The following is a 23,304-nucleotide window of genomic DNA, read 5'->3' as shown; positions in this document are numbered from 1 at the left end:
GGTGACCATGACGCCGCTGCTGAGCGTGGAACAGGTGTCGAAGTCGTTCGCGGGCAACCAGGTGCTCAACGAGGTGAGCCTCACCGTCGAGCCCGGCGAGGTGCTGGCGCTCGTCGGCGAGAACGGGGCCGGAAAGTCCACCGTGCTCTCCCTCGTCACCGGGCTCCTCGCACCCGACTCCGGCCGCGTCGTCTTCGACGGCGCCCCCGTATCCCGGGCGTGGTCTCCCCACCGCGCCCGGGCCGCCGGGATCGGCTCCGTCCACCAGGAGCTGAGCCTCAACCCGCACCAGAGCGTCGCGGAGAACGTCTTCCTCGGCGCCTGGCCCAGCCGCGGCGGCTTGGTGCGGGCCCGCGACCTCATGGCGAGGGCCCGGCCGCTCCTCGAACGGGTCGGCCTGGACGTCGACCCCCGTACCCGGACCGGACGGCTTCCGCTCGGCCGCCAGCAACTGGTCGAACTGGCCAAGGCGCTGGCGGGCGAGCCCCGCCTGCTGATCCTCGACGAGGCCACGTCGGCACTGGACGAGGACCAGGTCGGCGCCGTCTTCCGGGTCGTACGCGAACTGCGCGACCGCGGTGGCTCAGTGATCTTCGTGAGCCACCGCATGGCCGAACTGTTCGCCGTCAGCGACCGGTTGACCGTCCTGAAGGACGGCGCCGTGACGGCGACCCGGGCACGGGAGGAGACCGGCCACGACGACGTCGTACGGCTGATGGTGGGCCGGGAGCTGTCGGCCCTGTTCCCGCCCAAGGCCGCCACGGAACCCGGTCCGCCCCTGCTTCAGGCCAGGGAGCTGACGGTCCCCGGTGCCTGTGCCTCGGTCGGCCTCGACCTGGTGCCCGGCCGCATCACCGGACTCGGCGGACTGCAGGGCCAGGGCCAGCGCGAGGTGCTGCGCGCCCTGTTCGGCCTGGCCCGGCACACCGGCCGGATCACGCTCGACGGGCGACCGGTAAGGCTGTCCACACCCCGCGACGCGATCCGGCACCGCATCGCCTACGTCCCCGAGGACCGCAAGACGGAAGGCGTCCACACCGCGCGCAGTGTCCGCGCCAACCTCGCCCTGCCCAGCCTGCGCAGCCTCGCCCCGGCGAACCGCCTCACCACCGTCTCGCGCACCGCCGAGTCCCGGCTGGTCGCCGACCTTACGGACCGGTTGCGCATCAAGGCGGCCTCTCCCGCGCAGGAGGCCCGCCGGCTGTCCGGCGGCAACCAGCAGAAGGTGGCGCTCGCCAAGTGGCTGCCCACCGAGCCGCGCGTGCTGCTGCTCGCCGAACCGACCCGGGGCATCGACATCGGCACCAAGCGCGAGATCTACCATCTGCTGCGCCGCCTGGCCGACGACGGCCTGGCGGTCCTGGTCACCTCCGGAGACACCATGGAACTGGTCGGCCTGTGCGACGAGGTGGCGGTCCTGTACGAGGGCAGGGTCGTCGACCACCTCACGGGCGCCGCCCTGACGGAGGAGCACCTGGTACGGGCGTCCGTGATGGGCACCGCCGCCACGGACGCGATCCCCGCGCCCCGCACGCCTCCCGAGGCCGAGGCCGGGAGCGTGGCCCATGCGTGAGCGCATCACGGCCGCGACCCGCGCCAACCCCGATCTCCTGGGCCTGGCCGCCCTGCTGCTGGTCCTCCTCGTCGCCTACCAGCACTACGACCCCAGCCTGCTGACCCCCGCCTCCGTCACCATCCTCTCCGCCCAGTTCCTGCCGCTGGTCCTGGCGGCCGGCGGGCAGACCACCGTGATGCTCCTCGGCGGCATCGACCTGTCGCTCGGCGCCGTACTCGGCCTCGCCATGGCCGTGTTCGCCACGTACGACGCCCACGGCGCGGGCGGCGTGGTGACGGCGACGGTGCTCGCCCTGTGCGTCGCCCTCGCGGCCGGAGCCGTCAACGGCACGCTGGTCGCGTACGCCGGACTGCCGCCGATCGTCGTCACGCTCGCCGCCTCCTTCCTGTGGAGCGGCGTCACCCTCGTCGTCCTGCCGCAGCCCGGCGGACATGTCCCCGGCGGGCTGGTGAACGCGTACAACAACGGCTGGAACGGCGTCGCCCTGCCCGCGGTGGCCGTCGCCCTCGTCCTCGCCGCCTGGAAGCTGCTGCGCACCACCCGCCACGGCCTCGCGCTCTACGCCGTCGGCGGCAACGAACACGGCGCCTACGCCAGCGGTCTGCACACCCGAAGCGTGAAGATCGGCGGCTACGCGCTCGCGGGTGCCTTCGCGGGCCTCGCCGGCATCGGTCTCGCCGTCCAGACCGGCTCGGCGGACCCGACGATCGGCACGCCGTACACGCTCAACTCCATCGCCGCCTGTGTGCTCGGCGGCATCAGCTTCTTCGGCGGGGTCGGCCGGATGCGCGGCACGGTGCTGGGCGCGCTGGTGATCGGCCTGCTGACCAACCTGCTGCTGTTCACCGGGATCTCGCCCTTCTACCAGCTCATCCTGCAGGGCGTGATCCTCATCGGGGCGCTGACCCTGAAGACGTACCTCACGAGGGAGGCGGCCGTATGAGCGGCACCGAAGCACTGGCCGTGCTGCGCGGCAGCCGCGCCGCCTGGGCGTTCGCCGTGCTCGCGGTCACCTGGCTCGCGGCGGTCCTGTTCGCCGACGGCTTCGACAGCGTCGCCAGCTTCCGCTACCTGGTGCAGACGGCGTCGTTCCTCGGCATCGTCGCCGTCGGACAGACCCTGGTCGTCATGATGAGCGGTATCGACCTGTCGGTGTCGGGCGTGGTGGCGCTGTCGGCGGTGGTGTGCGCCAAGGTCGCCTCCGGCACCGGCGGCGCCGCCACGGCGATCACGGTGGCGCTGGCGCTGAGCGCACTGGTGGGCGCCGTGAACGCGGCGGGCGTGGTGTGGCTGCGGGTGCCGCCGATGGTGATGACGCTGGCCACCGGCACGATCCTGTCCGGCGCCCTGCTCGTGTACACGGACGGCTCGCCCAGCTCGGCTCAGCTGCCGCTGCTGGACTCCCTCGCCAACGGCCGTCTGCTGGGCGTCCCCTGGGCGTTCGTCCTCTGGCTCGCCGTCACCGCCGTCGCGTTCTGGCTGCTGCACCTGTCCCGCACGGGGCGCTACGCCTTCGCGCTCGGCGCGGGCGAGAGCGCCGCCCGCGCCTCCGGGGTGCCGCTCGCGGTGACGGCGTTCACCGCGTACGTCTCCTGCGCGCTGCTCGCCGGGGTCTCCGGCCTGGTCCTGCTCGGCTTCACCGGCACCAGCTCGCTGACCATGGGCAACCCCTACCAGCTGCTGTCCATCGCCTCGGTGGTGCTCGGCGGCACCTCCATCCTCGGCGGGCGGGGCCACCTGCTGGGCACGGTCGGCGGGGCCCTGCTGCTCACCCTGCTCACCGCCCTCCTGACGTCCTGGAACCTCTCGGAGGGCGTACGACAGGTCGTGCTGGGGGTCCTCATCATCGGTCTGCTGCTGGTCTACGCGAGGGAGCGGCGGACATGACCGGGGCGGCGTCCCTGCTGACCGGTCTGGTACGGATTCCCAGCGTCAACCCCCGTTCCGGCGCGGGCGACGGGGGCGAGAGGGCGGTCGCCGAGTACGTACGGGACTGGCTCGGCCGGCACGGCGTTCGCGCCGAGCTGCACGAGGTGCTGCCGGGCCGGTGCAACGTCGTGGCCGTCGTGCCCGGGCGGGACCCGGCGGCGGTGCTGCTGGAGTCCCACCTCGACACCGTGGAAACGGACGGCATGACGGTGCCGCCGCACGAGGGCGTGGTCCGGGACGGCCGGCTGTACGGCCGGGGCGCCTGCGACGCCAAGGGGCCGCTGGCCGCGTTCCTGCTGGCCACAGCCCAACTCGCCCACGGGGAGCCGCCGCCGCACACCGTCGTGCTCGCCGGGGTCTGCGACGAGGAGCACGCCTACCGGGGCGTGCTGCGCCTGCTGGAGTGGCTGGGGGACCGCCCGATGGCCGGTGCGATCGTCGGCGAGCCCACCGGGCTGATCCCGGCCATCGCCCACAAGGGCGTCGTCCGCTACACCGTGCGAACCAGGGGGCGAGCCGGGCACAGCTCGCGCCCCGAGGAGGCCGTCAACGCGATCGCGCTGATGTCCCCGGTCATCGCCCACCTGACCACCACACCGCCCGCCACCGCCCCGCACCCGCTGCTCGGCCCGGCCACCCGCACGGTCACCCGCATCCGCGGCGGCACCGGCCCCAACACCGTCCCCGGCACCTGTGAACTGGACGTCGACCGCCGCACCCTCCCCGGCGAGGACCCGGACACGGTCTGGCGGAAGGACCGGGCCGAACTCGCCTCACTGGGCGCCGAACTGGACTCGCCGTTCACGGTCGACCCGGCCCTGGACACCCCACCCGACAGCCCGGTCGTCACCGCCCTGTGCCGCGCCCTCGCCAGGCACGACCGCCCAGCGGAAGCTCAGGGCATGCCGTTCGGCACGGACGCGAGCAAGCTCGCCCGCGCCGGAATCCCGTCGGTGGTCTTCGGTCCCGGTTCGGTGACGGACGCGCACTCGGCGGCCGAGTCGGTGGCGCTGGCGGACGTGGAGCTGGCGGCGCGGATCGTGCAGGCGGCCGTGCGAGGGCTGGGTGAGCCGCCGTGCGTCTGACAGAACACGTCACCCTCGTCGCCAGCGGTGCCGCCGGTTTCGACCTCACCGACCCGCTGGACTGCCACGTCTACCTGGTCCGCGGCAGCCTCCGCAGCGTGCTGATCGACGCCGGGTCCGGCCGGTCGGCCGACGCCGTCCTCCGCAATGCCGGCACCGAGCCCGGCCACCTCCTGCTCACCCACGGCCACGCCGATCACGCGGGTGGGGCCGCCGCCCTCGCCGAGCGGCTGCCCGGGCTGCGGGTGCTGGCAGGGGCCCCGGCCGCGGAGTGGATCGCCGCGGGAGACGAGACGGCCCTCAGCGTGGACAAGGGCAGAGCAGCCGGCGTCTATCCGGCCGACTACGCCTTCCCGCCCTGCCCCCGCGTCGAGCCCCTGGAGGACGGCGCGGAGATCGACCTCGGCGGCGAAGTCGTCGTAAGGGCCGTCGCCACCCCCGGCCACGCCGACGGCCACCTCTGCTACCACCTGCGCACCCCCGGCTACCAGGCGCTCTTTTCCGGGGACTGCGTCTTCTCCGGAGGCCGGATCTCCCTGCAGAATCTGCACGACTGCCGCGTGCCCGCCTACGCGGCCAGTCTGACCCTGCTGGCAGCGCTCGACATCGACGCGCTCTTCCCCGGCCACCACGAGATCTCACTCGCCCGGGCGGGGCGCCATCTGGCCGCCGCCCGGGACACCGTCGCCCGTGGCCTGCTGCCGAGGAGTACGACATGACCGCACCGGCCCACCGCAACCAGTCCTCGTCACTGCGCCGCGCCCTGACCGTCCTCGAGTACGTCCGCGACCACGCCGGCACCGGCCGGGGCATGTCGCTGACGCGGATCGCGGACGACCTCGGCATCAACAAGAGCACGGTGCTGCGCCTGGCCACCCCGCTCATGGAGGCCGACCTGCTGGTCCGCGACCGCGAGACCGGCTGGTTCCGTCTCGGCCACGGCACCCTCCGCCTCGGCCAGGCGTACCTGTCGTCCCTCGACATGCGGACCGTCGCCGCCGAACCGCTGCGGCTGCTCCAGCAAGCGGTGGGTGAGACCTGCCACCTGGTCGTCTACGAACCGCCGGACGTCGTCTACATCGACAAGGTCGAGAACGAGACCAACGTCCGCATGGCCTCCCGCGTCGGCAGCCGCGTCCCCGCCTACCGCACCGCCGTCGGCAAGGCCATCCTCGCCTGGCTGGGCGAGGAGGCGTTCCGGATCGTGGTGGCCGCCGGCATGCCGCCGGTCACCGAGCACACCTGCACCGACCCGGAGCGGCTGCGCGCCGAACTCGGCCGGGTGCGGCGACTCGGCTACGCCATCGACGACCGGGAGAACGAGTGCGAGGTGCGCTGCGTGGCCGCGCCCGTCTTCGACCACACCGACCAGGCGATCGGGGCGCTCAGCGTCTCCGGCCTCACCACCCGGATGACCCCTGCCCGGGTCCGCGAGGTCGGCCCCATGGTCGTCCGCGCCGGCCTGGAGATCTCCCACGTCCTCGGCTCCTCCCGGGCCCGGGACAACGGTCACTGAACAGGGCAGGAGCCCCGGATTGGAAGCGTCAACCGTGGAAGCCTCAGCCGTGGACGCCTCGGCCGTCCCCGCCTTCACCTCGTCCGTCTACACCTTCGTGGAGGATCTGCGCGCCGAGGGCACCGACGCGGTCCTCGACCGCGTCCTCGGTGACTACGGCTGCGACACCCTCACCGTCGCCGCCGCCTACCACCGCGCCCGCGACGTCACCCCGCACGGCCCCGCCCGGGTCACCCTGCGCCGGGACGGCGTCCACTTCCCCCCGCCCGCCGAGCTGTTCGACGGCCTGCGTCTGACCCCGCCGGTGCAGACGGGCGCCGAGCACGAGCCGTTGCGCACGGTGCGACGTCGTACGGCCGAACGCGGAGCCGCCCTGCACGGCTGGACCGTCTTCCTGCACAACACCACCCTCGGCCTCGCCCACCCCGAGGTCACCCAGGAGAACTGCTTCGGCGACCGGGCCGCTCCGGCCGACCTGTGCCCCGCCCACCCCGAGGTAAGGGCGTACGCCGTGGCCCTCGCCCGTTCGGTGGCGCGCCTCGGCGTGGACGCGGTGGTCGCCGAGTCCCTGCACTACGGCACCTTCGGCCACGGCTACCACCACGAGCGCAGCTTCGTCCCCCTCGGCCCGCTGGAGCAGTTCCTGCTGGGCCTGTGCTTCTGCGCGTCCTGCACGCAGCGCGCCGATATCGCCGGAGTGGACGCCGCCGCTGCCCGCGCCGCGGCGGAGCGTGCGGTCGGCCGGGTGCTCGACGGCGCCGAACCGCGGCCCTGCGCCCTCGCCCCCGAGGACCTGCCCGAGCCGGTCGCCGAGTACGCCCGTACCCGGGGGGCCACGGTCACCTCGCTCGCCGCGACCGTGGCCGAGGCGGTGGCGGCGGAGGGCTCCCAGTTGGTCTTCCTCGACCTGACCGGCGCGGTCAAGGGGTACGCCGACGGCCTGCCCACCGGCCTGCCCGCCGCCCATGAGGCCTGGCTGACCGGCGTCGACCCGGCGGCCGTCGGCGCGGTCGTGCCCGGCTACGGAGTGCTCGCCTACGCCCGCGACCCCGCCCGGATCGCCTCCGACACCGCCGCCTACCGGGCCGTCCTGCCGGATGCCTGCGCCCTGCGCGCGGTACTGCGCCCGGGAGCGCCCGACACCGACTCAGCCGAGCACCTCGCCGAGAAGACGGCGGCGGCCACCGGTCGGGGCGGTGCCGGCGCGGTGGACTTCTACCACTACGGCCTGTTCCCCTTCACTGTGCTGGACCGCATCCCCACGGCCCTCAAAGCGGCCGGGGGAGACCGATGATCTTGGAGGCTAGAATCGGGCGCAACTCCTCACTCGACCCGAGGGGTTCACGCTGCGCGGCGTGACGAAGGAACGGGGCACGAATGAAGAAGACGGTCGGCAAAATCGCCATTGCCTTCGCCGTGGCCGTCGGCGGCGTGGTGGCCACCAGCGGTACGGCGAGCGCGTACGGCGACGGGGACTGCAGGTACTCGACGCAGAGGACGGCCTCGGGCAGCGGGGACACGGTCATCCTTCAGATCTGGCGGTGCCCTGACGGGCACGACTACGCCAAGGGGATCATCTCCGGCAGCGCCAGTGCCTCCAGGGCGCGGGTGTGGCTGGACGACTCGATCAACGGCGGGAGCAGTTGGACCGCCCGCCAGTACACGACCGACTCGTCGAGGTCGACGCAGACGCCGCAGAACAACCTGCTGTTCGACGGCTCGCCGCACAAGGTGCGGGCATGTGGTGACACCAGCGGTCACCGGACCATCTGCACTGCCTGGTACTGACCTTGGCCGGTTCACGGAGCCGCCGCTCACTTCTCGTGGGCGGCGGTTTCGTGCGTACGGGGCAGCGGTGGGGAGCCGCGCAGGCAGGAGGAGCGGGAGTTGATCCGAAGTAGTTGCTGTGCTTCGCGGCTGCACGGCATGTCGAAGCCCCGGTCGGGATATCCCGACCGGGGCTTCGAGCTGCGTGGACCTGAGGGGATTTGAACCCCTGGCCCCCTCGATGCGAACGAGGTGCGCTACCGGACTGCGCCACAGGCCCTTGCAACGAGTGAAACTCTAGCATCCCCGTCGGGGTGCTTGGAAATCCGTTCCCTGACTGGTCAGGGCCGGGCTTCACTCGTTGGCCGCGCGCGGCCGGTCGCCGTCCTCGTACTGGTCGAAGAGCGGGGTGCGTCCGCGCTCGCGGGCGCGGCGGGCGGAGGCGGCGCGGCGGGCGTCGGTGCGGCCGTCGTCGGCCGGTCTGTCCTCGGCGGTGGCCTCGGGCTCGCCCGACTCCGGCTCGTGCGCGGCGGTCTGCGCCTCGTGCTCCGGGGTCGCCGGGCCGGACCGCGCGGAGCTCCAGGTGTCGGGCGCCGTGAGATCCACGTCGGAGGTGGCCCGGGGTGCGACCGGCGCGGTCACGTAGGTCGGCAGCGGTACCGGCACCGGGTCCCAGCTGTCCCCGTGCCCGGGCCGGCGGCGGCGCTCGCGCTGCTGGTCGACCCACTCGGCGTGATCGGTCTGCTCGACGAGGGCGCGGCGGTCGGCGGCGAGCGCGGACTCCCCGGGGTCGGTCTCCGCCTCGGGGCCCTCGTCCGGCTCGGGGGCGCCCACACCCGCTTCCAGGGGCGGGCGGCGGCGGGGCTGGCGCTCGCGCAGCCGCTGCGCCGCGACCTCGGCCTGCCGCCGGTCCATCTGGTAGGCGAAGCGACGGCGTTCCTGGGCCCGCAGGTAGACGATGTACGCGCTGAGCATGGCGGCGGGCACGGCAGGGGCCCACAGGAACGCGAGTCCGCCGACGGCGGCGACGACCGCGCCGCAGGTGAAGGCCACGAAGAGCATCACGGTGGTACGGCGACGGCGTGCGAGTACCTTCGTGCGCCTGGCGCGCGCCGCGGCCGCCTCCTTGGAGGGGGCACGCCGTGCGGCCGGCTCCCGCTGGGGCGTGGGCGCGGGTTCCGCGGTGGACTCGGGTGCGGGCGTGCCGCCCTTCCGGTCGCGCGCCGGTTCCGCGTGTTCCGGGGCCTCCGGTCCGGTCTCCGCCCGCGCCTCCCGGCGGGTCGGGGACACGGCGAAGGCCCGGACGTCCACCGAGTCGGTGACGGCGTCCGGGGCGTCGACGTCACGCTCCCCCTCTTGGGCGGAGCGCGCCCGCAGGTCCCTGGCGTACCGACGCTCCATCCCCGCCCGTCCGGACAGCAGCCGGATGGCAGTGCTGAAGCGTTCCGTCGGACGGGCCTCATTCAGCTCGTCCTGCCTACGGAGCCACATGGGCACCAAGTAGGCGGCCCAGGCCCCGACGATGACTGCGTAGATGAGGCCGCTGCTGCTCACGCTCACACGGTAGAGGGGTTTGCATGAGGCCATCTGCCAATTCGGCCGGTGTGTCGCACGATCTGGCTGATATTTCCAGCTTTTTTTGCGCCCGTTGGGATCAACTGATCAATTTCGAACGGCTATTCGATTAAGTGGGCGGCCTTACAGCGGGGCCTATTCAATTGGAGGCGTTCCGCGAGCGTGCGCGCCGCCAGCGCGTGAGCAGCCCCTCGGGCACCTCTTCCGCGGTCAGCGCGAAGACCAGGTGGTCCCGCCAGGCCCCGTCGATGTGGAGATAACGGGGTCTGAGGCCCTCCTCGCGGAATCCGAGTTTCTCCACGACCCGGCGGCTGGGCCCGTTCTCGGGGCGAATGCAGACCTCGATACGGTGCAGTCCCACCGTACGGAAACAGTGGTCGACGACGAGCGCCACGGCCGTCGGCATCACCCCGCGGCCGGCCACCGACTGGTCCACCCAGTAGCCCACGTGCCCCGAGCACATCGATCCCCAGGTGATCCCGGCCACCGTCAACTGGCCGACCATGCGCCCCTGGTACTCGATGACGAACGGCAGCATCCGGCCCGCGTTCGCCTCCGACCTGAGGTGACGGACCATCTGCCGGTAGGTCGGCCGGTGTGCGACCGGACCGGTGGGCGTGGGCGGCGGAATCGTCGCCTCCCAGGGGCGCAGCCACTCCCGGTTGCGCCGGTTCACCTCGCGCCACGCCCGTTGGTCGCGCAGCCTTATCGGCCTGAGGACGATGTCGCCGTCCGTCAGCACGGCGGGCCAGGATGGACTGTTCAGCTCGCACCCCCACTGCCGGCGCCGGGTCTGGTGTGGTCGCCGCCCCGGATCTGGTCGACGGCGTGCGCCAGGAGGGGTTCCAGGACGGCCAGTCCGTCCTTCACCCCGCCCGTGGACCCCGGCAGGTTGACGATCAGCGTGCCGCCCGCAACCCCCGCCAGGCCCCGCGACAGCGCCGCCGTCGGCACCTTGTCCCGGCCGAACGCCCGGATCGCCTCCGCGATGCCCGGCACCTCGTAGTCGATCACCCGGCGCGTCGCCTCGGGCGTGCGGTCCGTGGGCGAGACGCCGGTGCCGCCGGTGGTCACGACGACCTCGTACCCCGCCTCCACCGCGGCGCGCAGGGCCACCTCCACCGGATCGCCGTCCGGGACGACCCGCGGCCCGTCGACGTCGAACCCGAACCGCTTCAGGCCGTCGGCGACCAGCGGGCCGCCCCTGTCCTCGTACACCCCGGCCGCGGCCCGGTTGGACGCCGTGACCACGAGGGCCCGGTACGTCATGACCGGCTCCAGTCGCCCGACTTGCCGCCCGTCTTCTCCTCCACCCGTACGTCCGTGATGACCGCTCCCTTGTCGACCGCCTTGACCATGTCGATCACGGTGAGCGCGGCGACCGACACGGCGGTGAGGGCCTCCATCTCGACACCCGTGCGGTCCGTGGTCTTCACGGTGGCCCGGATCTCTACGGCGTCGTCCGCGACCGACAAGTCCAGTTTCACACCCGACACCGACAACGGGTGGCACAGCGGAATCAGGTCCGGGGTGCGCTTGGCCCCCATGATCCCCGCGATGCGCGCGGTGGCGAGGGCGTCGCCCTTGGGAACTCCCTCGCCGCGCAACAGCTCGACCACGCGCGGGGAGACGAGGACCCGGCCGCTGGCGCGGGCGGTGCGCGCCGTCACGTCCTTGTCCGACACGTCGACCATGCGTGCGGCGCCCGCGTCGTCGATGTGCGTCAGTCGGTCCTGCTCAGAGGGTCCGGGGGTCTCCCCCCGGGAAGGCACAGTCATGGTGGGTGCGGCGCTTTCGGTCCGGGCCTGTTGTGCGCGACACGGTACCGTGGGCCGGCCCCGCTCAGCCGAGCAGGACCACCTCGACCTCGGTGCCGGGCTCCACGCTCTCCACGTCCTCGGGGACGACGATCAGCGCGTCCGCCTGTGCCAGGGCCGCGATCAGGTGTGATCCGGCACCGCCCACGGGGGTCACCTCGCCGTCGGCGTACGCCCCGCGCAGGAACTGGCGGCGCCCCTTCGGCGAGCTCAGCGGCTCCGCGGCCTTCAGCACCGCCCTGGTCGTGGGCCGGCGCACGTCCTCCAGCCCCATCAGGGTGCGGATGGCGGGGCGGACGAACAGCTCGAAGGACACGTACGACGACACCGGGTTGCCGGGCAGGGCCAGCAGCGGCGTGTGGTCGGGGCCGATGGAGCCGAAGCCCTGGGGCTTGCCGGGCTGCATGGCGAGCTTGCGGAACTCCACCCCGCTGCCCGGCTCCTCCGCGTCGCCGACGTGCTGCAGCGCCTCCTTGACCACGTCGTACGCTCCGACGCTGACCCCGCCCGTGGTGACCATCAGGTCGGCGCGGACGAGCTGGTCCTCGATGGTGGTCCGGAGGGTCTCGGCGTCGTCGACGACGGCGCCCACCCGGTAGGCGATGGCGCCCGCGTCCCGGGCGGCCGCGGTGAGGGCGAAACTGTTGGAGTCGTAGATCTGGCCGCTGCCCAGCGGCTCACCGGGCTGGACGAGTTCGCTGCCGGTGGACAGCACCACCACGCGCGGGCGGGGGCGCACCCGGACCGTGCCGCGCCCGATCGCTGCCAGCAGCGCGATCTGCGGCGGGCCGAGGACGGTGCCGGCCTCCAGCGCGCGGTCACCGGCCTTCACGTCGCTGCCTTGCGCGCGCACGTGCGCGCGTGCCTCCGCCGGTCGGTACACGCGCACGTGCCCGCGGGCGCCCTCGGGGGCCAGGCTGCGGGCGCGCATCCCCCCGACCGGGCCCTCGCCGAGCCCGCCGTCGGTCCACTCGACGGGGACGACGGTCTCGGCGCCGGGCGGCAGCGGGGCGCCGGTCATGATCCGGGCGGCCTGTCCCGGGCCGACGGGGGTCAGCTCGGCGGCGCCGGCGGCGACGTCCCCGACGACCTCCAGGACGGCTGGGAACTCCTCGCCCGCGCCCGCTACGTCCGCGACCCGCACCGCGTACCCGTCCATGGAGCTGTTGTCGAACGGCGGCAGCGAGACCGGCACCGTGACGTCGTCGACCAGGACACAGCCCTGGGCGTCGAGCAGTTGCAGCTCGATGGGTTCCAAAGGACGGACGGTGGCGAGGATGTCCTCCAGGTGCTCGTCCACCGACCACAGGCGGTCGGGGGCGGCGGGGCGGGTCGCGGGGCTGCTCAACTCTGCTACATCTCCTCGGCTACGAAGCTGCGAAGCCAGGTCCGGAAGTCCGGGCCCAGGTCTTCACGTTCGCACGCGAGCCTGACAATGGCACGCAGATAGTCGCCGCGGTCGCCGGTGTCGTAGCGGCGGCCCTTGAAGACGACGCCGTGCACGGGGCCGCCGGCCTTCTCGTCGTTGGCCATCTGCTGGAGCGCGTCGGTGAGCTGGATCTCGCCACCGCGGCCGGGCTCGGTCTTGCGCAGGATGTCGAAGACGTGCGGGTCGAGGACGTACCGGCCGATGACCGCGTAGTTGGACGGTGCGTCCGCGGCGTCCGGCTTCTCCACCAGGCCGGTCACCTTCACCACGTCGCCGTCCTCGGTGGCCTCCACGGCCGCGCAGCCGTAGAGGTGGATCTGCTCGGGCGCGACCTCCATGAGCGCGATCACGCTGCCGCCGTTCCGCTCCTGTACCTCGATCATGCGCTGCAGGAGCGGGTCGCGGGGGTCGATCAGGTCGTCGCCGAGCAGGACGGCGAAGGGCTCGTGCCCGACGTGCGGAGCGGCGCACAGGACCGCGTGGCCGAGGCCCCTGGGGTCGCCCTGACGCACGTAGTGCATGGTGGCGAGGTCGCTGGACGCCTGGACCTTGGCGAGCCGGCCGGCGTCACCCTTCTTCTGAAGGGCCGATTCCAGCTCGTAGTTGCGGTCGAAGTGGTCCTCCAGGGGACGCTTGTTGCGTCCGGTGATCATGAGGACGTCGTCGAGCCCCGCCGACACCGCCTCCTCGACCACATACTGGATCGCGGGCTTGTCCACGACCGGCAGCATCTCCTTGGGAGTGGCTTTGGTGGCCGGCAGGAACCGGGTGCCGAGGCCTGCTGCGGGGATGACAGCCTTGCTGATCCTGGGGTGCGACTGAGTCATGCCCGAACCTTATCCGGTGCCTTTGTGGGAAAACTGTGGCTCCGGCCGGTTGGCTCTCATATGAGCGCAATGAGAAAGGCGCGGAAACCACTTGTGGACGACGCGAAACGTCAGTCCGAGGCTGACAAGCGAATGTTGCGGCGAGAGCTCCTCACGGTGAGAAGCAGGTTGACGCCCGGTGACGTACGGGAGGCCGCCGCCGCGCTGGCCGGGCATGCCCTGGAGTTGGCGGAACTGGCGCACGCGCGCGTGGTGGCCGCGTACGTCTCCGTGGGCGGCGAACCCGGCACCCTCGCTCTGCTCGACGCGCTGCGGGCGCGGGACGTGCGCGTACTCCTGCCCGTACTGCTGCCGGACAACGATCTCGACTGGGGCGTGTACGCCGGGCCGGACTCCCTCGTGAGCGTCCGGCACAGCGGTCGGATGGCACTCCTGGAGCCCGCCGGCGAACGCCTCGGCCCGGACGCGGTGACGGCCGCCGACGCCGTCCTGCTGCCCGGGCTGGCGGTGGACGCGCGCGGGATGCGGCTGGGGCGCGGCGGAGGGTCGTACGACCGTGTCCTGGAACGACTGGAACGTTCGGGTGCGGACCCGGCGCTGGTGGTGCTGCTGTACGACCGGGAGGTCGTCGAGCGCGTCCCCGAGGAGCCGCACGACCGGCCGGTGCACGCGGTGGTGACGCCGTCGGGGGTGCGGCGCTTCGGGCGGGCCGTTTCACTGTCCGGTCCCGGTGCTCACGGCTTCAGCACGAGCGTGTCGCTGGTGCTGCCGTCGACCGCCTTGTCCGAGAAGGACCACGGCAGGAGCTCCCCCTTGACCCACTTGCCGGTCTGGTCGGTGTAGTGGGCGCTGTAGGCGTGGCCCGAGGCGCCGGTGAGGTTGATCCACTTCGACTTGTCGAGGTCGCCGAGGTTGACCACCATCCGCATCGACGGCACCCACACCACGCCGTAGCCGCCGGCCGCGTTCCAGCCGGTCGCGTCGACCGTCGCCTCGCCGCCGCTGAGCTTCCACGGGCCGCGGTTGAGGACGTACTTGATGATGCCGGGGCCGTCGGTGCCCAGGGTCTGGTTCTTCAGGAACAGGCGGTGCAGCCTGCCCCAGCTCCAGCTGTCGATGTCCTTGCCGAGCTTGGCGGTCAGCTCCCAGCGGGCGTCGACCATGGCGCGCTCGAACAACTGGTCCCGGTTGTCCGTGCCCGTGCGGATGCCCGACTTGGGCGTCTTCCACCAGTCGCTGTTCTGCTTGTCCATGAGGTTGCGCACCACCTCGAACCAGCGGTCGCCGCCGTCCGGTTGCGCCTGGTCGGCGGCACGCTCGCCGCACTCGCGCACCTTGGTCTCGTCGTCCACCGGCCCGGTCGAGTCGGTCTTGTCCACCCACAGGCACTGGCCTTCGACCCGCAGTTCCTTGGGCAGCTTGTTGCCGAAGGCCAGCTTGAGGATGTTGCGCCAGACCGCGTTGAAGTAGGCGGCCGCCGCGGAGTCGGCGTCCTGGGTGTAGTCCCAGCCCTCGAGGAGCTTCTGCGCCTCGCGGACGTCCTTGTCCTTCAAATTGATCTTCAGCAGGTAGGGCACCAGCAGCTTGGCGATCTCGCTGCTGTCGTCCATCTGCATCTGGCGCATGTCGTCGGTCGAGATCTTGCCGCCGCCCTTGATCTTCGACTCGATCAGATCGGTGATCCGCTGGCTCCGGGTGCCGTAGCCCCAGTCCGTGGTGAGCGTGTAGGGGTACTTGTCCTTGTCGACGACGGCCTGGTTGGCGGTGACGATGTAGCCGCGCTTCGGGTCGAACTCGTAGGGCAGCTCGTCCTGCTTGATGTAGCCGGTCCACCTGTACTTGGAGTTCCAGCCGGGTGCCGGGATGGAGCCGTCGTCGCCCTTCGCGCGCGTGGGGATCTTTCCGGGCAGCGTGTAGCCGATGTGGTTCTTGGTGTCGGCGTAGACCAGGTTCTGCGAGGGCACGTCGAACAGCGCGGCCGCCGACCGGAAGTCGCTCCAGTTCGACGCCCTGTCCATGGCGAAGACGGCGTCCATGGAGGTGCCCGGCTGGAGCGCGGTCCACTTCAGGGCGATGCCGTAGCCGTCGCCGCGGTCGGGGGCGGCGGTGTCGACGGTGGCCTTCTTGCCGACCTGGACGAGTTCGTCGTCACGGTCGGACAGCAGGGGCATACCGTCCTCGGTCTGGCGGACGACGATCTTCTTGGACGAGCCGCCGGCGACCTTGATGGTCTCCTCGCGGGTCGTGAAGGGCCGGACCTTGCCGTCGTACAGGTAGCCGTCGCCGCTGAGCTTCTCGAGGTAGAGGTCGGTGACGTCGACCCCGGAGTTGGTCATGCCCCACGCGATGTCGGCGTTGTGGCCGATTATCACGCCGGGCATGCCCGCGAAGGTGTAGCCGCTGACGTCGTACTGGCACTTGCTGGAGACGGTCCGGCAGTGCAGGCCCATCTGGTACCAGACGGAGGGCAGCGAGGCCGACAGGTGCGGGTCGTTGGCCAGCAGCGGCTTGCCGCTGATGGTGTGCTGCCCGCCGACCACCCAGGAGTTCGAGCCGATGCCCTGACCGTTCACGCCTACGGCCGTGGGGACGTCGTCGAGGACGTGGTACAGGCCCTCGAGCTGGCTCGTGACGGCCGAACCGGACGAGGTGCCGGACGCGGTGCCGGACGAGGTGGTGCCGGTCGTTCCCGTCGTACCGCTGCCCGTCGTACCGCTGCCCGTCGTACCGCTGCCCGTCGTACCGCTGCCCGTCGTACCGCTGCCCGTCGTACCGCTGCCCGTGGTCCCGCTGCCCTGCTCGAACGCCTTGGTGAGCTCGTTGTACTGGCCCTCCTGGACGATCGTCTTGTTGCGCTTGTACGGGTAGTCCGGGTACAGGTCGGCGATCTGCTGGGGGCCGAGGCGGCTCGTCATCAGGGCGCGGTCGATCTCGTCCTGCATGTTGCCGCGCAGGTCCCAGGCCATCGCCTTGAGCCAGGAGATCGAGTCGACCGGGGTCCACTTCTCCGGCTTGTAGTCGTTGGTGAAGCCCAGGGCCGCGTACTCCAGGGAGATGTCCTTGCCGTCCTTGCCCTGGAGGTAGGCGTTGACCCCCTTGGCGTAGGCCTGGAGGTACTTCTTCGTGGCGGCCGACAGCTTGGTGTCGTACTCCTGCTTGGCGACGCGGTCCCAGCCCATGGTGCGCAGGAACGCGTCGTTCTTGACCTGGCCCTTGCCGAACATCTCGGACAGGCGGCCGGAGGTCATGTGGCGGCGCACGTCCATCTCGTAGAACCGGTCCTGCGCCTGGACGAACCCCTGCGCCATGAACAGGTCCTCGTCGGACGAGGCGTAGATCTGCGGGATGCCGTAGCCGTCCCGCTTCACGTCGACGGGCCCGGAGAGGCCGTCGAGTGTGATGGATCCCTTGGTCTGCGGGAAGGAGGCGCGCACGGTGCTGATGGACCAGTAGGCCCCGTAGGCGATGCCTCCGATGATGGCCAACACCAGGACGAGCACGATAAGACGGGCTTTGCGCCCCTTCTTCCTGCCGGACTTGCCGGGCTTGTCACCCGATGAGGCGGTGGTATTGGGGGGCATCGCTGTCCTTGCTGTCCTAACGCGAGCGGCAGGCGGTACTGGAGTGCTGGAGCAACCATAGGCGCAGGGCCCGGTGCCTCTTGACGCGGTGTCGGGTCCAGGCACGGACGGACGTTCGATCTTGCCTTGTGGATCGTCAAGAAATCGTCAAGAATTAGGTAAGCTAACGAAGTAACCACAGAAGTCGACCGGAAAACTGGCCGGGAACCCGCCTTCCGGGCCCAAGGGAGGAACCGCCTCTGTCCGTCCACCACCTCGACCAGCTCCTGCTCGTCTGCTCCCTCGTCCTGCTCGTCGCCGTCGCGGCGGTCCGGATCTCCTCGCGCAGCGGGCTCCCCAGCCTGCTCGTGTACCTGGCGATCGGCGTCCTCATGGGCCAGGACGGCATCGGGGACATCCACTTCAACAACGCCCAGCTGACCCAGGTCATCGGCTACGCGGCCCTGGTCGTGATCCTCGCCGAGGGCGGTCTGGGCACGAAGTGGCAGGAGATCAGACCCGCCCTGCCGGCCGCCGCCACCCTGGCGCTGGCGGGGGTCGCGGTGAGCGTCGGCGTCACGGCGGCGGCCGCGCACTACCTGGTCGGGCTGGAGTGGCGGCAGGCGCTCATCATCGGGGCGGTGGTGTCCTCCACGGACGCGGCGGCGGTCTTCTCGGTGCTGCGGCGGATCCCACTGCCCGCGCGCGTGACGGGCACGCTGGAGGCGGAGTCGGGCTTCAACGACGCCCCTGTGGTCATCCTGGTCGTCGCCTTCTCCACGGCGGGCCCGGTCGAACACTGGTACGTGCTGGTGGGCGAGATAGCCCTGGAACTGGCCATCGGCGCGGCCGTCGGCCTCACGGTGGGCTGGCTCGGCGCCTGGGGCCTCAGGCATGTGGCGCTGCCCGCCTCGGGCCTCTACCCGATCGCCGTGATGGCCATCGCGGTCACCGCCTACGCGGAAGGCGCCCTGGCGCACGGCAGTGGCTTCCTCGCCGTCTACCTCGCCTCCATGGTCCTGGGAAACGCCAGACTGCCGCACTGGCCCGCCACGCGCGGCTTCGCCGAGGGGCTCGGCTGGATCGCCCAGATCGGCATGTTCGTCCTGCTCGGTCTGCTGGTCACCCCGCACGAGCTGGGCGACGACGTCGTGCCCGCGCTCCTCATCGGTCTGGGGCTCACCATGGTGGCGCGTCCGCTGAGCGTGGTGCTCAGCCTGACGCCGTTCCGGGTGCCCTGGCCGGAGCAGGCCCTGATGTCCTGGGCCGGGCTGCGCGGCGCGGTGCCCATCATCCTGGCGACGATCCCCATGGTGAACGGCGTGGAAGGCAGCCGACGCATCTTCAACATCGTCTTCGTCCTGGTGGTCGTCTACACCCTCGTCCAGGGCCCGACGCTGCCCTGGCTGGCGCGCGCGCTGCGGCTCGGCGACGGCACCGAGGCCGCCGACCTCGGCATCGAGTCGGCGCCCCTGGAGCGGCTGCGCGGTCACCTGCTGTCGGTGGCGGTCCCCGAGGGCTCGCGGATGCACGGTGTCGAGGTGCACGAGCTGCGCATGCCGGCCGGAGCCGCCGTGACTCTCGTCGTCCGCGAGGGAAAATCGTTTGTTCCGCTGCCCACCACGGTGCTGCGGCACGGGGACGAACTGCTCGTGGTCGCCACCGACCCGGTCCGGGACGCGGCGGAACGGCGCCTGCGCGCGGTCGCGAGGGGCGGCAAGCTCGCCGGCTGGCTGGGGATGAACGGCGCGAATCCCAGGTGAGAGCGGGGCACGGTGCTCTTCTTCACAGCCGTGCGCCGCTTGATCCCTGTACGATGAAGGCTGTATACGAAGGCTGTATGCAACCTTGATCGAACCAACTCTGCCTGATGCAGAGCTGGCGCGACCGTATGGCGGCCGGGACACCCTGATCACGGGTGCCGGTATCTACCGCAGTTCCGCGCAAGAGGACAGCTCTCGGCGCCCCCCGACGGGATGAGGGGCAGCGCTACCAGGCGGCAGAAAGGCACGGGCCGTGGAGTCCACGGTCACCACCGAGCCGTCGAGCACCTCGCCGGCTTCCTCCCGCCCCGGATACGGGCGACTGCTGCGCACCCGCGGCGCCTGGACGTTCCTGCTCCCCGGCTTCGCGGCACGCCAGCCGTTCGCGATGCTCACCCTGTCCATCGTGCTCCTCGTGCAGCACACCACGGGCTCGTACGGAGCGGCCGGCGCCGCCGCGGCCGCCACCGGTGTGTCCATGGCGTTGTTCGCGCCCTACAGCGGCCGCCTCGCCGACCGTTACGGCCAGCGCGCGGTACTGGTCCCCGGGGTCCTCGTGCACGCCCTTTCGGCCCTGGCCCTGACCGCGCTCGCCCTGGCCCACGCGCCCCTGTGGGCACTGTTCGCCGCGGCCGTTCCGACCGGTGCCTCGGTACCGCAGATCGGGCCGATGGTGCGCGCCCGCTGGGGCGTGAAGCTGCAGGACTCGCCCCTGATGTCCACGGCGGCGGCCTTCGAGTCCGTCACGGACGAGCTGACCTTCGTCGTCGGCCCGCTGCTGGCGACCGCCCTGTGCACCACCGTGGCCCCGGCGGCGGGCCTGGTCACCGAGGCGGGGCTGACACTGGTGGGCGGTCTGCTGTTCGCCGCGAGCAAGGGCACCCAGCCCGCCGTGGGCGCGGACGCCGGGCACGCGCGCGTGAAGCACGTCTCCGCACTGCGCGTCCCCGGAGTGCGCGTCCTGGTCGTGACGTTCCTCGGCATCGGCACGGTCTTCGGCGGTATGCAGGTCGGGCTCGCCGCGTTCACCGAGTCGATCGGCGAGCCGGGCCTGAACGGCGTCCTGTACGGCACCTTCGCCGCGGGCAACATGCTCTCCGGTCTCGTCTGCGGTGCGCTCGCGTGGAAGACCGCCCCGCAGCACCGCCTGGTCGTCGGCTACGCGGCGCTCGCGCTGACCGCTTCCGCCCTGTGGACGGCCCACTCGGTGCTCCTCCTCGCCGGGCTCGGCCTGCTGGTCGGCATGTGCATCGCACCCGCCCTGATCACCGGCTACACCCTGGTCGAGAGCCTGGTCCCGGCGGCGGCCCGCACCGAGGCCTTCACCTGGCTGACCGGTGCGGTCGCACTCGGTCAGGCGGCCGCCGTCACCGTCGCCGGGCAGTTGGAGGACCGCCTGTGGGACGGCGCCGGTTTCCTGGTGCCGGCGGCCGGCACCCTGCTGGCCCTGGCGACCCTGGTGGCGCTGCGGTCGCTGCTGGCCACCCGGTCCGTCAACCGGACGGTCGCACGTGGCGTGGGTCACCGCGCGCCGGTCACGGTGGACTGATCCCCGGGAATACGTCACTATGGATCGTCGTTAGCACTCATCGAGTGAGAGTGCCAGGAGGAAGACAGTGCCGACCTACCAGTACCAGTGCACCGAGTGCGGCGAGGGCCTCGAGGCGGTGCAGAAGTTCACCGACGACGCCCTGACCGAGTGCCCCAACTGCGGTGGCCGCCTGAAGAAGGTGTTCTCCGCGGTCGGCATCGTCTTCAAGGGCTCCGGCTTCTACCGCAACGACAGCCGCGGCTCCTCGTCGAGCAGCAGCCCGGCCTCGAAGTCGTCGGGTTCGTCGACCGCTTCCGGCTCGTCGTCCTCGACGTCCTCGTCGTCCTCGACGTCCTCCTCGTCCGGTTCGGGCTCGTCGGCCTCGAGCTCCGCCGGCAGCTCGGCCGCCTGACCTTTCTCTTACGGGACCCTGCCGTCATGGACGGCGGGGTCTTCGGCGTCTGCCGGTACGACTAGTGTGCTGCGCATGGCGAACGCAGAGATCGGTGTAATCGGCGGCTCCGGCTTCTACTCGTTCCTCGACGACGTGACCGAGGTCCAGGTGGACACCCCTTACGGGGCGCCCAGCGACTCCCTCTTCCTCGGTGAGGTCGCCGGCCGACGGATCGCGTTCCTGCCCCGGCACGGCCGCGGGCACCATCTGCCGCCGCACCGCATCAACTACCGGGCCAACCTCTGGGCGCTGCGGTCCGTCGGTGTGCGCCAGGTCCTCGGTCCGTGTGCGGTGGGCGGCCTGCGCCCCGAGTACGGGCCCGGCACACTGCTGGTCCCGGATCAGCTGGTGGACCGCACGAAGTCCAGGGCCAACACCTACTTCGACGGGCTGCCGCTGCCGGACGGCACCATTCCGAACGTCGTGCACGTGTCGCTGGCCGACCCGTACTGCCCCACCGGGCGGTCCGCCGCGCTGAAGGCGGCCCGCGGCCGGGACTGGGAGCCCGTGGACGGCGGCACGCTGGTCGTGGTCGAGGGCCCGCGCTTCTCGACCCGGGCGGAATCGCTGTGGCACCAGGCGCAGGGCTGGTCCGTGGTCGGCATGACGGGCCACCCCGAGGCCGCGCTCGCCCGTGAGCTCGAGCTCTGCTACACCTCGCTGACCCTGGTCACCGACCTCGACGCGGGCGCGGAGACCGGCGAGGGCGTCTCCCACGAGGAGGTGCTGCGCGTGTTCGCGGCCAACGTGGACCGGATGCGCGGCGTGCTGTTCGACGCTGTGGCGGCGCTGCCCGACACCGCGGGCCGGGACTGCCTGTGCGCGAACGCGCTGGGCGGGATGGATCCGGGGTTCGCGCTGCCGTAGTGCCGCAGCGGCAAGGTGGCGGGGCGACGTGGTGCCGCGGTGGCGGAAGTACGCGTTCGGGTGGCGGGGTTGTCCACAATCCGCCGGTCGTCCACCGGCTCCGGCGAGCTTAGGCGCGAGGCCTCATCGTGGCATCGCAGGCCGATTCCTCGTCTCCTCGCCACAGGTGGTGGTCCCCGTGCAGATGTCCCCTTCGCCGTCCCCTCCCTCCCCTCCCTCCCCTCCCTCCCCTCCCTCCCCTCCCTCCCCTCCCTCCTCTCCCTCCCGTCCTTCCTGGGCCCTTCCCTTTCCGCACCCGCCCGGCCCCGACGCCCCCGCCACGTCGGAGGTGCCGCACTTCGCACCGGTGCGGGTGCGCGGCGGGCGGTATCAGCTGCAGCGGCTGGTACGGCAGCGCAGGCGGGCACTGGCGGCCGGGCTCGCCGTGACCGCTGCCGCGCTGGTGGCGGCCGGACCGCGCACCGGGCCGGAGCCGGACCGCGCCGGGCGGGCCCGTGGGCATCCGGTGGCGGCCCCGGTGCCACGGCGTCCCGCGGACGGCCTGGTGACGGCTCCGGTCCGGATCGCGGACGCGGCCACCGTGCGGCTGCTGCGGCCCGGTGACCGGGTCGACGTCATCGCCGCCGAGGATCCCGCCGCGGGCGGTGACGCCCGAGTGGTCGCCCGTGGGGCCCGGGTCACTAGAGTGCCGCAGGCCCTGGACGGTGCCGCCGACAGCGGGGCGCTGGTGGTCCTCGCGGTGCCGCGTCGCACCGCGGCACGGCTCGTCGGCGCGAGCGCGACGGCACGGCTGGCGGTGACCCTGTGCTGAGCCGCCCGCCGGGGTCATCGCGGTGGACAGGGGCACCGGGGCGTGCCGTAGGTTGCGGAGCGCTTTGTTCCACAGCCTGTGCATGCGAAGAGAGGCCCCTAGGTGATCGAGAAGAACGAACCGAGCGTCTGGCAGGGTTTCAAGACGTTCCTGATGCGCGGCAACGTCGTCGATCTGGCAGTCGCGGTGGTCATCGGCGCCGCCTTCACGAACATCGTCAACTCGGTGGTGAAGGGGATAATCAACCCGCTGGTCGGAACGGTCGGCACGAAGAACCTGGACAACTACAGCTCGTGCCTGAGCTCGTCGTGCAAGGGCACACACGGCATCCGGCTGATGTGGGGATCCGTCCTCGGTGCCACCCTGAGCTTCGTGATCACCGGTGCGGTGGTGTACTTCCTGATGGTCCTGCCGATGTCCAGGTACCTGGCCCGGGTGGAAGCCCGCAGGAAGGCGCGGGAGGGCACGACGGAGGTCGTGCAGGTGACCGAGCTGGACGTGCTCAGGGAGATCCGCGACGAGCTGGTCGCCCAGCGGGCCCTGGACCGCGGCGAGCGGTAGCGGCCGCCCGCGCGGGCGGCGGGGCGGTTCAGAGGTGGTGGGGCGGCTTCTCGTCGAGGAAGCGCCTGAGGTCACCGGCGGCGTCGGGTTCCGACCGCTCGCCCCATCCTCGGTCGGTGTCGTCCGAGGACTGCTGGTCCAACGGGTCGTCGAAGACCAGCCGGGGTTTCGGCTCGCGGGGCTCGGGGTCGGGGGCGCTGCTCATACCTCCAGGGTACGGGCCCCCTGTGTCCCGG

Annotated in this window: 22 protein-coding genes, 1 tRNA gene and 1 pseudogene; 15 read left to right on the top strand and 9 right to left on the bottom strand. The window is 71.8% G+C overall.

Features of this window, described 5'->3' with window-relative positions; genetic code table 11:
* Positions 1 to 7 precede the first annotated feature (7 nt).
* From ACFYZQ_RS23325 to ACFYZQ_RS23290, 8 genes are all read left to right on the top strand, one after another.
* The gene (locus ACFYZQ_RS23325; protein WP_389150830.1) at positions 8 to 1,573 is read left to right on the top strand and encodes a sugar ABC transporter ATP-binding protein; all 1,566 of its coding nucleotides are present in this window, start codon (positions 8 to 10) and stop codon (positions 1,571 to 1,573) included.
* Positions 1,566 to 2,519 (top strand): ABC transporter permease, encoded by a 954-nt coding sequence (locus ACFYZQ_RS23320; RefSeq protein ID WP_389150827.1) that lies wholly within the window; start codon positions 1,566 to 1,568, stop codon positions 2,517 to 2,519. The genes ACFYZQ_RS23325 and ACFYZQ_RS23320 overlap by 8 nt, the downstream gene beginning before the upstream one ends.
* A complete protein-coding gene (locus ACFYZQ_RS23315; RefSeq protein WP_389150825.1) occupies positions 2,516 to 3,463 on the top strand; it encodes an ABC transporter permease in 948 nt (315 codons plus the stop codon). Before ACFYZQ_RS23320 ends, ACFYZQ_RS23315 begins: the two co-directional genes overlap by 4 nt.
* Complete coding sequence (locus ACFYZQ_RS23310) at positions 3,460 to 4,590, top strand: M20 family metallopeptidase (protein ID WP_389150822.1); 1,131 nt, start codon at positions 3,460 to 3,462, stop codon at positions 4,588 to 4,590. The genes ACFYZQ_RS23315 and ACFYZQ_RS23310 overlap by 4 nt, the downstream gene beginning before the upstream one ends.
* Positions 4,581 to 5,309: an MBL fold metallo-hydrolase gene (locus ACFYZQ_RS23305; protein ID WP_389150819.1), complete on the top strand. Its 729-nt coding sequence runs from the start codon at positions 4,581 to 4,583 to the stop codon at positions 5,307 to 5,309. The genes ACFYZQ_RS23310 and ACFYZQ_RS23305 overlap by 10 nt, the downstream gene beginning before the upstream one ends.
* A complete protein-coding gene (locus ACFYZQ_RS23300) occupies positions 5,306 to 6,106 on the top strand; it encodes an IclR family transcriptional regulator (RefSeq protein ID WP_389150816.1) in 801 nt (266 codons plus the stop codon). The genes ACFYZQ_RS23305 and ACFYZQ_RS23300 overlap by 4 nt, the downstream gene beginning before the upstream one ends.
* Before the next feature lie 34 nt (positions 6,107 to 6,140).
* On the top strand, positions 6,141 to 7,400 hold the full coding sequence (locus tag ACFYZQ_RS23295) for a hypothetical protein (RefSeq protein ID WP_389150813.1): 1,260 nt from the start codon (positions 6,141 to 6,143) through the stop codon (positions 7,398 to 7,400).
* An 83-nt stretch (positions 7,401 to 7,483) separates the two neighbouring features.
* Positions 7,484 to 7,894, top strand: coding sequence for a hypothetical protein (locus ACFYZQ_RS23290; RefSeq protein WP_389150810.1), 411 nt, complete (start codon positions 7,484 to 7,486; stop codon positions 7,892 to 7,894).
* A 185-nt stretch (positions 7,895 to 8,079) separates the two neighbouring features.
* On the opposite strand, the gene ACFYZQ_RS23285 is transcribed toward ACFYZQ_RS23290, so the two are convergent.
* The 7 genes from ACFYZQ_RS23285 to galU all read right to left on the bottom strand — a co-directional run bounded on the left by ACFYZQ_RS23285 (position 8,080) and on the right by galU (position 13,521).
* Positions 8,080 to 8,153: transfer RNA gene (locus ACFYZQ_RS23285), tRNA-Ala, on the bottom strand.
* Positions 8,154 to 8,227: 74 nt separating this feature from the next.
* Positions 8,228 to 9,427 carry a gephyrin-like molybdotransferase receptor GlpR gene (glpR, locus tag ACFYZQ_RS23280; RefSeq protein ID WP_389150807.1) on the bottom strand — a complete coding sequence of 400 codons (1,200 nt, stop codon included), beginning with the start codon at positions 9,425 to 9,427 and terminating at the stop codon, positions 8,228 to 8,230.
* Positions 9,428 to 9,587: 160 nt separating this feature from the next.
* On the bottom strand, positions 9,588 to 10,190 hold the full coding sequence (locus tag ACFYZQ_RS23275; protein ID WP_389150804.1) for a GNAT family N-acetyltransferase: 603 nt from the start codon (positions 10,188 to 10,190) through the stop codon (positions 9,588 to 9,590).
* Between the two features lie 20 nt (positions 10,191 to 10,210).
* A complete protein-coding gene (locus ACFYZQ_RS23270; RefSeq protein ID WP_389150801.1) occupies positions 10,211 to 10,717 on the bottom strand; it encodes a molybdenum cofactor biosynthesis protein B in 507 nt (168 codons plus the stop codon).
* Entirely contained in the window at positions 10,714 to 11,226 is a 513-nt protein-coding gene (gene moaC, locus ACFYZQ_RS23265) for a cyclic pyranopterin monophosphate synthase MoaC (RefSeq protein WP_389150798.1), read from the bottom strand. Before moaC ends, ACFYZQ_RS23270 begins: the two co-directional genes overlap by 4 nt.
* 64 nt (positions 11,227 to 11,290) lie before the next feature.
* Complete coding sequence (gene glp / locus ACFYZQ_RS23260; RefSeq protein WP_389150795.1) at positions 11,291 to 12,613, bottom strand: gephyrin-like molybdotransferase Glp; 1,323 nt, start codon at positions 12,611 to 12,613, stop codon at positions 11,291 to 11,293.
* 5 nt (positions 12,614 to 12,618) lie between these two features.
* Positions 12,619 to 13,521, bottom strand: coding sequence for a UTP--glucose-1-phosphate uridylyltransferase GalU (gene galU / locus ACFYZQ_RS23255; RefSeq protein ID WP_389150792.1), 903 nt, complete (start codon positions 13,519 to 13,521; stop codon positions 12,619 to 12,621).
* Between the two features lie 132 nt (positions 13,522 to 13,653).
* Here galU and ACFYZQ_RS23250 point away from each other — a divergent pair.
* Positions 13,654 to 14,223, top strand: a pseudogene (locus ACFYZQ_RS23250) (5-formyltetrahydrofolate cyclo-ligase); the annotation flags it as partial.
* Between the two features lie 32 nt (positions 14,224 to 14,255).
* Here ACFYZQ_RS23250 and ACFYZQ_RS23245 read toward each other — a convergent pair.
* Positions 14,256 to 17,102, bottom strand: coding sequence for a penicillin acylase family protein (locus ACFYZQ_RS23245; protein ID WP_389150790.1), 2,847 nt, complete (start codon positions 17,100 to 17,102; stop codon positions 14,256 to 14,258).
* A gap of 239 nt (positions 17,103 to 17,341) precedes the next feature.
* Here ACFYZQ_RS23245 and ACFYZQ_RS23240 point away from each other — a divergent pair, with 239 nt between their 5' ends.
* The 6 genes from ACFYZQ_RS23240 to mscL all read left to right on the top strand — a co-directional run bounded on the left by ACFYZQ_RS23240 (position 17,342) and on the right by mscL (position 23,068).
* Complete coding sequence (locus ACFYZQ_RS23240) at positions 17,342 to 18,844, top strand: potassium/proton antiporter (RefSeq protein WP_389151360.1); 1,503 nt, start codon at positions 17,342 to 17,344, stop codon at positions 18,842 to 18,844.
* 253 nt (positions 18,845 to 19,097) lie between these two features.
* On the top strand, positions 19,098 to 20,393 hold the full coding sequence (locus tag ACFYZQ_RS23235) for an MFS transporter (RefSeq protein ID WP_389150787.1): 1,296 nt from the start codon (positions 19,098 to 19,100) through the stop codon (positions 20,391 to 20,393).
* A gap of 67 nt (positions 20,394 to 20,460) precedes the next feature.
* Positions 20,461 to 20,787, top strand: coding sequence for an FmdB family zinc ribbon protein (locus tag ACFYZQ_RS23230; RefSeq protein WP_389150784.1), 327 nt, complete (start codon positions 20,461 to 20,463; stop codon positions 20,785 to 20,787).
* A 75-nt stretch (positions 20,788 to 20,862) separates the two neighbouring features.
* Positions 20,863 to 21,696 carry an S-methyl-5'-thioadenosine phosphorylase gene (locus tag ACFYZQ_RS23225; RefSeq protein ID WP_389150781.1) on the top strand — a complete coding sequence of 278 codons (834 nt, stop codon included), beginning with the start codon at positions 20,863 to 20,865 and terminating at the stop codon, positions 21,694 to 21,696.
* 184 nt (positions 21,697 to 21,880) lie between these two features.
* Positions 21,881 to 22,507, top strand: a complete 627-nt coding sequence (locus tag ACFYZQ_RS23220; RefSeq protein ID WP_389151357.1) for a hypothetical protein — start codon at positions 21,881 to 21,883, stop codon at positions 22,505 to 22,507.
* Between the two features lie 102 nt (positions 22,508 to 22,609).
* Complete coding sequence (gene mscL / locus ACFYZQ_RS23215; protein ID WP_389150778.1) at positions 22,610 to 23,068, top strand: large conductance mechanosensitive channel protein MscL; 459 nt, start codon at positions 22,610 to 22,612, stop codon at positions 23,066 to 23,068.
* Between the two features lie 28 nt (positions 23,069 to 23,096).
* On the opposite strand, the gene ACFYZQ_RS23210 is transcribed toward mscL, so the two are convergent.
* Positions 23,097 to 23,273, bottom strand: a complete 177-nt coding sequence (locus ACFYZQ_RS23210; RefSeq protein WP_389150775.1) for a hypothetical protein — start codon at positions 23,271 to 23,273, stop codon at positions 23,097 to 23,099.
* Positions 23,274 to 23,304: the final 31 nt, after the last annotated feature.

Source organism: Streptomyces sp. NPDC001843, from assembly GCF_042891955.1.
Classification (GTDB): domain Bacteria; phylum Actinomycetota; class Actinomycetes; order Streptomycetales; family Streptomycetaceae; genus Streptomyces.
This window is presented reverse-complemented; position numbering and strand designations above follow the sequence as displayed.